Raw genomic sequence first — 14,054 nt, 5'->3', positions numbered from 1 at the left:
GTAGAGTGTAATGATATTAGTCCTTGAACAAATTTTGAACGGTCTTCAGTTGGGGATCACTTTGTTTCTGATGTCTGCAGGTTTGACACTGGTTTTCGGCATCATGCAGGTTATCAATCTGGCTCATGGCTCATTCTATATGGTAGGTGCCTATGTTGGTGCCACTGTTGCCGCCTATACCGGATCCTTTCTGCTGGGTATCGTCGCTGCTCTTCTCGCTGCGGCAATAGTTGGTATGATTGTCGAAGCCACTGTGCTCAGGCACTTGTACAAACGTGAGCACCTTGATCAGGTACTGGCAACATTCGGCCTGATTATGTTTTTTAACGAACTGGCCAGAATCATCTGGGGACGGCAACCGCTCTTTATGGATGTTCCTGCATGGCTTGCAGGAACCATCGAACTGCTTCCCGGACTCTATTATCCAATCTATAGACTTGCAGTTATCGTTACGGGGATCGCTGTAGCACTCCTGCTCTGGTATCTCTTTGCCCGCACCCGACTTGGTATGCGGATTCGTGCAGGTGCATCTAATCGCGAGATGATCGGGGCTCTTGGGGTGAATATTTCCTTATTATACACCCTGGTTTTCGGGCTTGGTGCATTGCTGGCTGGACTTGCCGGTGTTATGGCAGGTCCCATCCTTGCAGTTGAATCCGGCATGGGGGAATCTATTCTTATTCTTACCTTTGTGGTGATTGTCATTGGAGGAATCGGTTCTATTAAAGGTGCTGTAATCGGCGGCTTGCTTGTCGGGATGGTCGACACCCTTGGAAGGGCATTTTTACCCACAATCTTCAAGCTATTCCTTGAAACGTCCAGTGCCGACAGTGCAGCAGCCTCACTTGCGTCTATGGCAATCTACCTCCTTATGGCGGCCATACTCATCTGGAAACCCCGCGGATTGTTTCCCGTACATAGCTAGCCTGAATATTTCATGAAAACACCTATAAACAAAAGCATAACGATTAATTACTAACAACCAGAATTCTACTACAATGAAATTTTCAGGCTAATGCAATTACCCAATCGCCATACTATTGTGATCGTCATCGGAGCACTGTTCTTTGCGCTTCTACCAATCGCGGCAAATCTTACTGATCAACCCTATTTGCTCTCTCTTTTCAGCCGGATACTGATTTATGCCATTGCCGCTGTAAGTCTTGATTTGCTTATAGGTTTTGGAGGTCTGGTGAGTCTTGGCCATGCTGCGTATGTAGGAATCGGTGCATATGTTGTCGGGATTTTCTATCAGCATGGCTTTGAAGCAGAACCACTACTGACCTGGCCCTTTCTGATACAGGGAACCGATAATGCACTCATTGTCTTTCCTGCAGCTGTCATAATAGCAGGAATATTTGCTCTGATTTTCGGTGCCCTCAGCCTGCGCACTACCGGCATGCATTTTATCATGATCACCCTGGCCTTTGCGCAGATGCTCTATTATTTTTTCATATCTTTAGGGAAATATGGCGGCGATGACGGCCTTTCGCTCTATTCAAGAGTCACCCTGCCCGGTCTTGACCTGGCCGACGATCTGCACTTCTATTACCTCTGCCTCATCTTTCTTGCCCTATTCCTGGTGTTTACCGTTCGTCTCTCCCGATCGCGATTCGGCCTTGTTCTGCGTGGTTCTAAGAATAACGACAGGCGACTCAATGCACTTGGAATACATTCCTACCGATATAAACTTGCCTGTTTTGTTCTTGCCGGAGCAGGTGCAGGGCTTGCCGGTGCACTACTTGCCAATCAATCGGAATATGTCAGTCCCGGACTATTGCACTGGACACTTTCCGGAGAGTTGATGGTCATGGTTCTCCTGGGAGGTCTCGGCACACTCTACGGCCCTGTTGCCGGTGCCACGCTCTTTCTTCTGCTTGAAGAGGTGCTGGCTATGTATACCGAACACTGGATGGTGATTATGGGCCCGATCCTGATACTCGTTGTTATCTTTGCCAAACATGGTGTAATCGGCTGGCTGATCGGGTGGAGAAAATAACGATGAACAATATACTCCTTGATGTCCAACACCTGAATAAATCCTTCGGCGCAGTTAAGGCATCACATGATTTATCTTTTTCTGTAATGCGAGGGCATATCCATGCTCTGATCGGGCCTAACGGTGCAGGCAAAACAACAACGGTCAATCAATTGAGCGGTGACATACTTCCGGATAGTGGAACCATAATGCTTGGCGATAGTTCCATCACCAGACTTAAACCGTATCAACGCGCCCGACTCGGCCTGGCCCGCTCATATCAGATCACCTCAATTTTCGATGACCTCACCGTTGCCGAAAATATGGTGCTGTCCATCCTAGCCCAGTACAATCATAATTTCAGATTCTGGCGCAAAGCATTCAATGCAGACAAGGTAAGAAAAGAGTTACCATTTGCTCTTGAGCGTGTTGACCTTACTGCCAAGGCAGAAACCATCTCCGCTCACCTCTCTCATGGTGAAAAACGCCAGCTTGAAGTGGGTATGGCGCTAATCGGCAACCCTGAGTTACTTATTCTGGACGAACCAATGGCCGGAATGGGACCGGGTGGAACCGTGGCACTAGCACAACTTATCAACAGCCTGAAAGGAGAGTTGACTATTCTCCTGGTAGAGCATGACATGAATGTGGTTTTTTCACTTGCAGACCGGGTAACTGTTCTTGTGAATGGTGAAAATATCGCCACCGGCACACCCGACGAGATTCGTTCCAACCCACTCGTGCGAAAAGCATACCTTGGGGAGGATGCATAATGTTGCAACTGAACGAAGTAACAACATCATACGGTTCCAGCCAGGTACTGTTCGGGGTTTCACTTTCTATCAACCCATCGGAAGTCGTCACCCTTCTGGGTCGTAATGGCATGGGGAAAAGTACAACTATACGTTCTATAATGGGTTTAACCCCGGCCTCGAGCGGAACAATAACCTTTCAGGGAAAGCGTATAGAAAAACTGGACAGTTATAAAATCGCACGCCTTGGTATCGGCCTTGTCCCCGAAGGCAGACAGATCTTTCCAAACCTGACAGTCTATGAAAATCTTGTAGCAACAGCCTCAAACTGGAACAAAGCTGAAAAGCCATATGACATTGAAGATATCTTCGTGATATTTCCACGCCTGAAAGAGCGATTGAAGCATTATGGCAATCAGCTCTCCGGCGGCGAACAGCAGATGCTCGCTATTGGCAGGGCACTGATGATTAACCCACGTCTTCTGATTCTTGATGAAGCCACTGAAGGTCTTGCGCCACTTATTCGTGAAGAGATCTGGAGGGGGCTTACCATTCTTAAATCAAAAGGCTTAGCTATTCTGGTAATTGATAAAAATCTTGAATCGCTGATGGCTATTGCCGGCCGTCATTACATCATGGAAAAAGGGCAAGTCGTCTGGAGCGGAACTACTGCAGAATTTAGGGTGGAAAAGGAATTAAGCTCAAGATATCTTGGTGTGTAATATACTCATGACACGCAGCAAAAACATCATGCAGGTAAACCTATTTACAACTCGATAATACTGCCGATCACATCGTATACCTTTGGATCAAACCCGGATTTCTCATGAACCAGATACCGTCTGAACTGATGAGAAATCCGGGTTAGCCTCCACTCTTTTAACGTTCTGTTATTTGTATCTTTCGTGATTCTTTGGATGGTCGATCTTTCCGCGGTATGGATATCGTCAGTACCCCATCTTTAAAGGTTGCATCGATTTTTTCATCAACAGCATCTTCAGGGAGTGTTAATGTCCTGCGAAACGAACCGTATGAGCACTCCATACGGTAATAATTTTTTTGGCGATCTTCATTTTCCTGTTTCTTTTCGCCTTTGATCACCAGGCAGTTACCGGAGAGCTCAAGAGCTATATCTTTTTCTCTTACCCCGGGCACCTCGACGGTGATAGTATACTCCTTATCATTTGCTCCGATATTCATATACGGCTTAACCATATCCGATCCGGCAAGCGGTGTAAGCAGATGATTTAATGCAGGTAGTGGCCATCTCGATTCTCCCAGTGCTTCATCGAAAATTCTATCAATCGCGTCAAGACGCTGAAACGGATCGTTGAAGGATCTTTCCGGTTGGCTGCCCATCCGGGAGACCTTGTCAGGAAGAAGTGTGCTTTTCTCTTCTTCGTGTTGAAACCAATTCCATGGTGCAAGTTTTTTGATGTCCATAACCAGCCTCCTATACTCTGATTCAGGCTGCCTTGATCTCAATTTGTTTGGGTTTTGCAGTTTCAGATTTAGGCAGGTGCAGTTGAAGAACCCCATTACTCAATACAGCATTGACCTGAGATATATCTATAGACTGTGGTATTGAGAAAACCCTGTAATACTCGACATCACCTAACTCTTCCCACGTCGCTGCGCCTTGTGTTTCAAGCTGCCTCGTGCTACTGAGTGTCAATTTGCCATTATCGATATTAATTGATACGTTCTCTTTATTTACTCCAGGCATATCAGCGTGAAGAAGGATCTCGTCATCATTCTCAAATATATCTACATTAGGGCTGACTGTATCCAATTGACGGGTCTTTTCAGGGGTTGTTTCCTCTCTTTTCATTATTTCAGATGTATTACTCATGACACAACCTCCATTTGAAATTTACCAGGGGGTATTCGAGAATTAGACTTTTGGTCAAAATCGGGATATTTTCACAAACTACGTACTGCTATTCAAATGATATTACCAACAGCATTTTTTGAAATTTCCGAAGCGAAACTCCCTATAAAGGCCATTCTCGGACAGGCTCCCGGATACATGATGTAGTTACACGCTCTACGAAATAGTAATCTGTCGAGGTTTAGCAGCTTCTGACTTTGGCAGTACCAGTCGGAGCATCCCATTTTTCACTGTTGCTTCAACACCATCAACGTTTACATCGGCTGGCAGAGTAAAACTTCTGGTGAATGTCCCTGTCTCTCTTTCCATCCGGTGGGTTGAGTAGCCTTCTGGAATGTCTGATTTTTTCTCCCCGCTCAACTCAAGATAGTTTCCCTGAATTTTAATATTCAAATCGTCTTTGGTAGATCCGGGAACCTCTGCTATGATCTCAAATTTACCACCAAGATCGTAAAGATTAGTTCTCACCATCCCCCTTTCTGAAGTTAGGCCGGTTCCAAGACGATACGACCGGTTAAGCTCGGAGAGCATCCCGTTGATACTGTCCTGAAGAAGATCCACAGTCCTGAACATTCGATTGATATCACTCCATAGCGTCAACATGATAGTACCTCCTTATTGATTTTATGGTGGTTTAATACGCACCACCTGACGGGTAGGCATATTCTTAATCGCAATACCACTGGAAATTCTCACTAAGGCACCGGTCAAAGTGATGCCATGAGTGTTTTAATGTCTTCGAGTTTCTCTTTTACCCCCAGATAGCCTTCCTCTATAGCGTGTTCGACCTGATCAAAATTCATCATTTTCAGCTCTCCAAGTCGTGGCTGAATCAAGATGTCTGCGCGGTCTACAGCCAGATTTATACGGGTTATCCGTTCTTGCATGATACTGATTGATGTCATGATTGTTTGAATAATATCAATCACATACAATGATCGACTATGCAGGTTAAAGTGTGTAATGCTTTTCTCCTTAAATGTTTCTTCGTATCGCTCGTAAAACGTCAGTATCTTTTCAATAAGTTCGAAGTTCTATTTGTTTCCTCCCCGGAGTGGTTCTTGTACTTTTTCTATAGAGACAACAGGATGTAAATCGGCATTACGTGAGACTATTCTGCTATTCAGGTCTACTGCTATAACAACTCCGGCACCCATTGCTCGTGCGGCTCCTACAGGTACAGGATCAACCACACCACCGTCCACAAACCAACGTCCTTTAATGCATGCTGGTGCAAAAAGTCCGGGATAGGACATTGTGGCTCTGAGAGCCTCGACAAGGCTACCTGTTTTAAGAACACCTTTTTCTCCTCTCTCAAGATCAGTTTCCAGCTTCCTCAAGTGCTTCAATGGCACCTATATGAGCCCAGCCACAGGAGGCCCCACAGCCAAGAACAAGCCCGACGTTTTTTGGAGATGACATAGTCGTTTTTCTCTACAAAGAACATGTATCGTTCTCAGCCTTTGGATTAATCATCACATAACTACTGCCACTTCGACATCTCCTGTTTTTCTAATAAGATGAACACCAGCCTTATGCAGATTGCGCTGTATAAGAAGATCTACTTCACCGCTACTGACCTTCAGATTCGATATTCGAATAGAATCCATATAGTCTGGTAAAAAGGGGCGCTTAAATCTGATTTCAGGTTTCCGATGAGAAAACGTCAAACCAAGAGTAGCCTGTAACATCATAAATATAGCACCACTGGCCCAGGCCTGGGGTGCACATGCAACGGGGTAAAGAGTGGGAGCCTGATCATGGCGCTTATGAAATCCACAAAAAAGTTCAGGCAACCGTTGCAGGTCAACAGCAATGGCTGTGTTGAAAAGCCCTGTCAGGATAAGTGAAGCTTCGGTCATAAATCCATACTGCGCCATTCCCAATGCAATGAGTGCGTTGTCATGCGGCCAGACTGAACCATTATGATAGGACATGGGATTGTAACGGGACTCTCCTGCAGCGATAGTTCTGATACCCCAGTCACTGAAAGAATTTGGCGACAATAACGTTTGTACTACTGTTTTCGCCACATCCTCCCGGGCAATATTAGAAAAAAGCGTGTGTCCTGCATTGGATGAACGGACCCTGCACTGATTTTTATCACCATCCAGGGCTATAGCATAGGTTTGAAGATCATCAAGCCAGAAGTGCTCATGAAATTTTTCCTTCAGGGCTGCTGCTTCGAGCTCCAGTTTTGTGGACATATCAGAATAATTTAATAAACCAGCCAATCGTGACATCTGTATTTTGGCATCATACACATATCCCTGAACCTCACAGAGTGCTACAGAACCCGTTACATTTGAGCCATCTTCATGAAAAATAGAATCATTCGAATCCTTCCAGCCCTGTTGTAAAATTCCGCGAGCACACTTTCGCTCATATTCAACAAAACCGTCATTATCCAAATCACCATATTTTTCGATCCACTCAAGGGCCGCAAGAAGGTTTGGCCAGAGCTTCTTTATGAACTCAATGTCGCTCGTTCTATCAAAATATCTCCCTGCAAGCACAAGGAACAACGGGGTAGAATCAACACTTCCATAGTAGTGTGCAAATGGAATTTCCTGTAATGCAGCCATTTCGCCCTTGCGGGTTTCGTGCAGAATTTTTCCCGGCTCAGCATCACTGTCAGGCAAACATTCCGTGGCCTGATGATAGGCAAGATATTGCAATACCCCCCGTGCAAGATCCGGATATATCCACAGACTCTGGAGGGCTGTAATTATCCCATCTCTACCGAAGGGAGTACAGAACCAGGGTATACCGGCATAGGGGTACAGGCCGTTACCTGTATCAGATATCAACAGTCGCAGATCTGCGGCAGACCTTCCCAACCAGTCGTTAAACTGTTCATTGGAAGTAAATACATCTACAAAAGCTGTTCGTGTGGCAATGGCTTTTTTACAACAACTCTCATATGACTCTGTAAATGTGACTGTTTTCTTTACTTCCTGTTGTTTACTACATGATACACGCAAACAAATCTCTTTAGACTCCTGAGCATTGAGCGATAACGAGTAGGTTGCCAGATTCTTTTTGATACGTGCCGGTGCCGGATCAAATTCAACATGTGTTTGATACAGGATGCTATCAAGCCCTGTATAGCCCAGCGTAATCTGACACTTCTGCGACTCCAACTCCTGCATGACACCTCTTTTTGCTCTCTCAACCCCACGAATTTCGAAAATATCTACATAATCCGAATCCACAAAGAAGCTGATATTAAACGAGAAGTTCACCTGATCATAATTTGTGAAACGAATATTCTCGTAATACTGGTCATTCCAGAGCAATTTCGAACGAAAGATATGCAGTTTGCCTTTCCCGAGATAGAGCTGTCCGGCATCGTACATATCCGGAGTCGTCAGGTCGATTGCGAGCAAGGTATTATCATGAGAAGTGGATGAATTCAGAAGCATTGGCCGCCGTTCATTAATCAGCATCTCAAGTTGTGACAGGTATCGTGTTCCTTCAAAAAATATACCTTGTTCACCTAACCCTATAGACTGGATGTCACCAAATCTATCAAAAATAGCAAAGGCCTCTCCATCTTTGAGAATACGTGTCTGCAGGTCAGACCTGGAGGAACCTGCTTTGACATACCAGTCATCGTTAATTCGTATGACTTCTTCCATAGCAATTCTCAAACGTGTTGATAGACTACTTCGTCAGAAGGGATATATGTGTTTGACAGCAGGTTATGATACACCTCAAGGTAGCCATCTACCATTTTTGAAACACTGAAGCGCTTATCAAACGTTTCACGGCAACGATGGCGACTTATGAGCCCCAACCTGCCAACGGCCGCTACAGCTTCATCGACTGAATTGACGATAAAACCATTAACAAAATTCTCAAGTATTTCAGGAACAGACCCTTTATTAAAGGCGATCACCGGCGTACCGCAAACCAGCGACTCAATCATTACCAGACCAAACGGCTCAGGCCATCGAATAGGGAAGAGCAAAGCTGCTGCATTTCCTAAAAAAGTAGATTTTTCCAACTCGTTGATCTCACCTATATACGAAATGAGGGGGTGTTTAAAAAAAGGTTCAATCCGTTCTTTACAATAGGCTTTATCGATAGAATCTATCTTGGCGGCTATTCGTAACTCCATACCGCAGCGAAGTGCTATCTCAATAGCCTCTTCCACACCCTTCTCTTGGGAAATTCTACCCAGGAAAGCCAAATAGCGACCGCGATGTGGTTGGAATGTATACGGGGTCGCATCAATGCCGTTGTATACAGTGCCCTGCCAGTTTGCCATTGGCAGAGGCAGACGTTGATTGTCTGAAATTGATACAACAGGTATTTCCTTATACTCATTAAATATCATGGTAAGCTCAGGAAGATCGAGCCTGCCATGTAACGTTGTTACCTGATTGCCCGGAACTCGTCTTGAAAGAGGGAAATGCAGATAGTCGGTGTGAAAGTGAATGATGTCATAATTATACACATCAGCATCTTGCAAAAGCAGTTCAAGCTGCAGAACATTCAGCGCCAGAATATTGCCAAAAACAGGATTCAGCCTGAATGATTTATCGATCAAAGGAATAAGTTTTGCGCTGGTACGCGAATCTCCACTCGCATAGAGGGTCACATCATGGCCTCTCTTAACCAACTCCTCCGTAAGATACGATACAACTCGCTCTGTGCCTCCATACAATTGTGGTGGAATACTTTCATGTAGTGGTGCAACTTGAGCTATATACATGCCAATAACCTCCGTTAAACGCTCTTTTACACAATGGCTGATACAGAAATCTTTTGGTTAGTTCCCATCCGAAACGTCAGCAGATGGTTCAACGATTACACTAGTAATATTTCGTTATTTAATTGTTGTCTAAGCAGTTGAAAAAATACATTCACTTTGCCTGATGCAAAATACTTTTTGACTAATTCACTGCCTTCTCAATTACTTTGGAATTGCTAACCTACCGCCAGAACTCCCTTTCTCCATTTATACTGCCAATGTGCTGCAGTACCGGATGGAAATGACCGCGCAGGATACCTAACATTCCATAGCACTCGGGAACAGTATGAACAATTGATCTGAGCCCGATGCGAACTACATAACATAAAATTTCATCAGCTCTTTTAATGTTGCATGAGTGCTCACAGTTTGGCGTTGATTCAAGATCAAGCAAAACAAATGCAATCAACATGATTGTTAGGCGAAAATCACCCAGAACTGATACATTGGCAGCCTCTACTGCTACAGCAAAATATTTTTCTGAATACTTTTCAAAACATGGTGCCTGAGAATTATTAATATCTCTGCAGGATATAGATTGCTCCCATAGTATAGGAGCAAACAGGAAAGAAATTACGATGACCGCATCAACCTGCTGGTCAACAAGGATTTGGGTAATCCTGTTGATCGCCGAAACATTTTCAGAATCGTTGCTCTTTACAAGAGCGAGAGCTTTATGGATGAAACCTACGTCTACATGCGTGTAAGATGCCAGATTATTGACAAAATACGAGACATCCCCTGTTAACCTACGATTATTTCTCCACATATCTACTCCTTATACTAACTGGACATAGAAAAAGTGAATATAATACAGGTCGCTGGATTCAGGTAATAAGTAACTACCCCTACCTGGATAATCAAAAATAACTAGTATTTTCAATAGCCCCATTGAAATTGGGTTTAAAATTGAATACTATTCATCGTGCATTGAGAAGTCAATCCTCATCCCTCAAAGCTAAATTGAGTTTGATCGATCCAATTACTCCTAATCATCAGCAGGTTTTAAAGGCAGGTGTTAGGAAGGGAGGAATACACTACCTTTAAAACCTGTTTTTTTACAGGCTGAGTTTCGGTGGCAACCTTAGCAATGGATATTAGTATCCATTGCAGTTCATACTGGCACGGAACGCAAATTTCCAGATTAAACAATCCACGAACATCAATACTATTACGCAATTTTCCATGCTCCATCATCTTTAGGATTGGCTACGTACGGATATCACGCATAAAAACGATGAATGTCCTGCGATATATTTTCTAAGAAATATAGCTCAATATTTCAAATATTGGAGGATAGCACTTGCCTGACACATATAAGCCCGGCGTACTGGAAGGGAGATACTTGGTAATTGCACTGATTTGGGCTGTACTATGTTGTATTTCAGCATATTGGAATATCACAACAGAAAAAGAAAAAACCCTCCAACTCGCGCAAAAAGAAGCCTTAACAATTCTAGACAAAGACCAGGCCCTTCGTTTCTGGGCTACCGACCATGAAGGCTTTTATGTGCCTGTAACCGAAGAGACTCCGCCAAACACATATCTCAGTCATATTCCCGAACGAGATATTGTGACTCCAAGCGGAAAACAGCTCACTTTGATGAACCCGGCATATATGCTACGACAGGTCATGAATCATTATTCAAACCTTTATTCAGCAAATTGCAACATTACCAGTCTGAAAGCACTTAATCCTATAAATACGCCGGATGAATGGGAAGTTAAGGCACTCCATACATTCAACAATGGCAATAACGAATATGCTGAAGTCCAACAGATTGAAGGGCAGCAGTTTCTAAGATTCATGAGAGTGATGTATACACAGCCTGGCTGTTTAAAATGTCATGCCCATCAAGGCTATAATTTAGGAGATGTCCGTGGTGGATTGAGTGTGTCCGTATCTCTTGCGCCATATCGTGAAATGGAAAAAAGATCTATTCAAAAACTACAGATCAGTCACACATTTTTCTTATTCTCTGGATTTGGTGTCATTTTTTTCATATATCATCGAAGTAGAAAACGAATATTTGAACAAGTAGATGCAGCCAAAAATCTTCGGGAAGAGAGTGAGAAAATCAAACTGTTTGCGTATTCAGTTGCCCACGATTTGAAAAACCCGGTTATTGCCATACATGGATTGACGAAGCTGTTAAAAAGACAATACAAGGACACCCTCAATGATAAAGGATTGAATTACTGCGATAAAATAACACAATCAGCGGCTGAAATTGAAAATTTTGTTGAGCAAATAAATGTATATATTTCAGCTAAAGAACACCCTTTGGTGATAGAAGAATTAGATTTCCTGCAATTGTGTCAAACAGTCAGGAATGAATACACCAGCCAGCTACAGACTAGAAATATACACTGGTCAAATCCATCTCAGGTATCAATAATCCGAGCAGATAGAATTGCTCTTCTGCGGATTATTAGAAACTTTATTGATAATGCTCTAAAATATGGCGGCGAGTCTCTTAGTCGAATTGAGATAACTTATCAGGAAACAGACGACTTTCATACTATTTGTGTTTTGAATGATGGCAATGCTATACCGCCAGATGATTGTCAAAAGCTTTTTGCTCATTTTAAAAGGAGCCCTACTGACACCACGGTGGAAGGTGCCGGACTAGGTCTAGCTATAATCAGTGAATTGGTTCAACTGCATAACGGAGAAACATGGGGTTGGTCTGATGGCAGGATCGGTGCAAGTTTCTATTTCACGATATCAAAAAAGTTATGAATTTCCTTGAGTTCTACTATTTCTGGTTTACACTTCCTGGAAGTGATTTTGACACTCGACGCTACGAAATGAAGGTGATACAAGCATCTCTCAAGTGTGCGTCATCAGACAATCCTGATTCGAACGTCCTTTACTCGGTCGTTTACAGACTGCTGAGGCGGCTTTTGATTTGTATTTCTCAACTCGTTCAGTATCACTGTCAATGCATCTTCAGCATGAGATTTACTCGTTAAAAGAACCTCCGCCCCTGCATTTCCCAGAACAAAACCGGGCCCTTTACCTGATTGATCATGTCGTGAAATAAGTATATCAAGGCCGTTCTTCAGCAACCACGTGGCTACCTTAATCCCCTTACCTTTATGTTCTTCGAGGTAAGGATTTTTAAGTACGCGTTCCTCCATGATTTCATTTTCTGAGCAGTGAATCCAGAAAAGACGAAAATACGGTGCTTCGCCAAAGTGTTCTGAAATGGTCTGTCTATCCCCGGCAAGAGGTATTCCAACAACATATATGTCTTTAATTTGAGGTTGATAATGAATGTGAACTCTGTCCACTTGGGCAATCTCCATCTTCACCCGATTTTCAATTTCTTCTGAGATTCGATGACCCGTTTCAAGGTCCTTTACTCTGAGCGTTACATCTAATTCGACAAATTTATAACGGCCTGCGTTCCTTGCCCACATGTTGTTTATCTCGATTACACGTGAATCCGAAAGGACGATTTCGCGGATACGGGAGAGACTGGAATAGTCCAAAGAAGCATCAAGAAGGACCCGAACAGCATCGAGCAAAATGACAAAAGCAGATCGAGCTACAAAAACAACCACTATTACAGCAGCATATTTATCAAGAACCAGGCCGATGGCACTACCCACCAATGCAGCAAGAATTACCAGTGAAGACAACATATCAGTCCAGATGTGGCGAGCATCGGCAATTAAACTGGGAGAACCTGTCTCCTTTCCTTTTCTCAACTCATATCTTGAGAACATCCAGGTAATAACTATAGTCGCGGTAATACCTGTTATGGATAGGGGAATGTGTTGAGGTAAAGGTCTCTCTTGATCAATAAACACAGCCTTGATAATTTCGTATCCTGCAAAAAGAATCAAAACTGAGGTCACCAGTGCAACCAGATTTTCAACCTTATACAGTCCATAAGGAAAACCACGAGCCGGTCGCTCAGATATTTTAATTCCAATCAGGGTTATTGCAGAAGCAACAACATCAGACAAGGAGTGGATAGCATCAGCTGTAACAGCCAGACTGCCAGAGATAAACGCGACTGCAGTTTTGATGCATACCAATATCAGGTTAGTTACAATAGACAACCAGGCTGTTTTCTCAGAAGATTCCATATATGCCGCTCCATTAGCCCGAATATTTCACATTTCTGCTGGTCCTGCCCGCTTAAAAAAGGCATAAGGCGTAACACTACACTGACGCCAAAGAATACGAGCACATATACAACATACATAAACAGTTCTCTGGACCACTCTCCATGAAATGTTCGGGCTGGCTCCTCTCCTCGTTCTTAAGCAATATTGATGACTCTCCCGCTCAAATCCTCTGCAATTTTGTCCTGCCAATGAATTCGGGGCAGACGGCTAAAATGATACAGCTGGCTGCACATTCGCCATTGCTTGTGGTTTACTGACTCACTTCTAAAAAATTTTAAGGAGAAACAACAGGTATGCAAGAGCTACAGGGTAGGAAGGAAGAACGTAGCAGGCTATTCAATCTGCAGCAAAGCACAACTAATACTGATGCTATTTTGAGTTAGGCCGACACCATGCTCTTTTCCGAGCAGACACGGGGAAGAACATGGTATAAACAGCAGTAAGCAGTTGTGTAACCCGACCATTTCATAAATATCGGATAAGCGAGTTGTTTATATATTCTAAAACCAACAACCCCCTCAAATATTCGAA

Annotated in this window: 13 protein-coding genes and 1 pseudogene; 5 read left to right on the top strand and 9 right to left on the bottom strand. The window is 43.6% G+C overall.

Annotated features, from left to right (window positions below; genetic code table 11):
- Positions 1 to 10: 10 nt before the first annotated feature.
- The 4 genes from FCL46_RS27395 to FCL46_RS27380 all read left to right on the top strand — a co-directional run bounded on the left by FCL46_RS27395 (position 11) and on the right by FCL46_RS27380 (position 3,452).
- Positions 11 to 925: a branched-chain amino acid ABC transporter permease gene (locus tag FCL46_RS27395; protein ID WP_136808178.1), complete on the top strand. Its 915-nt coding sequence runs from the start codon at positions 11 to 13 to the stop codon at positions 923 to 925.
- A gap of 90 nt (positions 926 to 1,015) precedes the next feature.
- Positions 1,016 to 1,999 (top strand): branched-chain amino acid ABC transporter permease, encoded by a 984-nt coding sequence (locus FCL46_RS27390; RefSeq protein ID WP_136808179.1) that lies wholly within the window; start codon positions 1,016 to 1,018, stop codon positions 1,997 to 1,999.
- Between the two features lie 2 nt (positions 2,000 to 2,001).
- The gene (locus tag FCL46_RS27385; protein WP_136808180.1) at positions 2,002 to 2,751 is read left to right on the top strand and encodes an ABC transporter ATP-binding protein; all 750 of its coding nucleotides are present in this window, start codon (positions 2,002 to 2,004) and stop codon (positions 2,749 to 2,751) included.
- A complete protein-coding gene (locus tag FCL46_RS27380) occupies positions 2,751 to 3,452 on the top strand; it encodes an ABC transporter ATP-binding protein (protein ID WP_136808181.1) in 702 nt (233 codons plus the stop codon). The genes FCL46_RS27385 and FCL46_RS27380 overlap by 1 nt, the downstream gene beginning before the upstream one ends.
- A gap of 157 nt (positions 3,453 to 3,609) precedes the next feature.
- Here the strand turns inward: FCL46_RS27380 and FCL46_RS27375 are convergent, their stop codons facing one another.
- From FCL46_RS27375 to FCL46_RS27340, 8 genes and pseudogenes are all read right to left on the bottom strand, one after another.
- On the bottom strand, positions 3,610 to 4,173 hold the full coding sequence (locus FCL46_RS27375) for an Hsp20/alpha crystallin family protein (protein WP_136808182.1): 564 nt from the start codon (positions 4,171 to 4,173) through the stop codon (positions 3,610 to 3,612).
- A 22-nt stretch (positions 4,174 to 4,195) separates the two neighbouring features.
- A complete protein-coding gene (locus tag FCL46_RS27370; RefSeq protein ID WP_136808183.1) occupies positions 4,196 to 4,582 on the bottom strand; it encodes an Hsp20/alpha crystallin family protein in 387 nt (128 codons plus the stop codon).
- A 195-nt stretch (positions 4,583 to 4,777) separates the two neighbouring features.
- The gene (locus FCL46_RS27365) at positions 4,778 to 5,224 is read right to left on the bottom strand and encodes an Hsp20/alpha crystallin family protein (protein ID WP_136808184.1); all 447 of its coding nucleotides are present in this window, start codon (positions 5,222 to 5,224) and stop codon (positions 4,778 to 4,780) included.
- A gap of 104 nt (positions 5,225 to 5,328) precedes the next feature.
- Positions 5,329 to 5,526: a hypothetical protein gene (locus tag FCL46_RS27360; protein WP_136808185.1), complete on the bottom strand. Its 198-nt coding sequence runs from the start codon at positions 5,524 to 5,526 to the stop codon at positions 5,329 to 5,331.
- Positions 5,527 to 5,739: 213 nt separating this feature from the next.
- Positions 5,740 to 5,958 (bottom strand): annotated as a pseudogene (locus tag FCL46_RS27355) (patatin-like phospholipase family protein); the annotation flags it as partial.
- Between the two features lie 138 nt (positions 5,959 to 6,096).
- The gene (locus FCL46_RS27350; RefSeq protein ID WP_176371630.1) at positions 6,097 to 8,262 is read right to left on the bottom strand and encodes an amylo-alpha-1,6-glucosidase; all 2,166 of its coding nucleotides are present in this window, start codon (positions 8,260 to 8,262) and stop codon (positions 6,097 to 6,099) included.
- An 8-nt stretch (positions 8,263 to 8,270) separates the two neighbouring features.
- Entirely contained in the window at positions 8,271 to 9,341 is a 1,071-nt protein-coding gene (locus FCL46_RS27345) for a glycosyltransferase family 4 protein (protein ID WP_136808187.1), read from the bottom strand.
- Between the two features lie 220 nt (positions 9,342 to 9,561).
- Positions 9,562 to 10,149: a hypothetical protein gene (locus FCL46_RS27340; protein WP_136808188.1), complete on the bottom strand. Its 588-nt coding sequence runs from the start codon at positions 10,147 to 10,149 to the stop codon at positions 9,562 to 9,564.
- A 576-nt stretch (positions 10,150 to 10,725) separates the two neighbouring features.
- Between FCL46_RS27340 and FCL46_RS27335 the strand changes: the two genes are divergently transcribed.
- Positions 10,726 to 12,123, top strand: coding sequence for an ATP-binding protein (locus FCL46_RS27335; protein ID WP_167505912.1), 1,398 nt, complete (start codon positions 10,726 to 10,728; stop codon positions 12,121 to 12,123).
- A 104-nt stretch (positions 12,124 to 12,227) separates the two neighbouring features.
- On the opposite strand, the gene FCL46_RS27330 is transcribed toward FCL46_RS27335, so the two are convergent.
- Entirely contained in the window at positions 12,228 to 13,481 is a 1,254-nt protein-coding gene (locus tag FCL46_RS27330; protein WP_136808190.1) for a cation diffusion facilitator family transporter, read from the bottom strand.
- Positions 13,482 to 14,054: the final 573 nt, after the last annotated feature.

It is taken from the genome of Desulfosediminicola flagellatus (assembly GCF_005116655.2).
Classification (GTDB): Bacteria; Desulfobacterota; Desulfobulbia; order Desulfobulbales; family Desulfocapsaceae; genus Desulfopila; species Desulfopila flagellata.
Note: the sequence above shows the minus strand (reverse complement) of the source record. Positions and strands in the feature narration are given on the sequence as shown.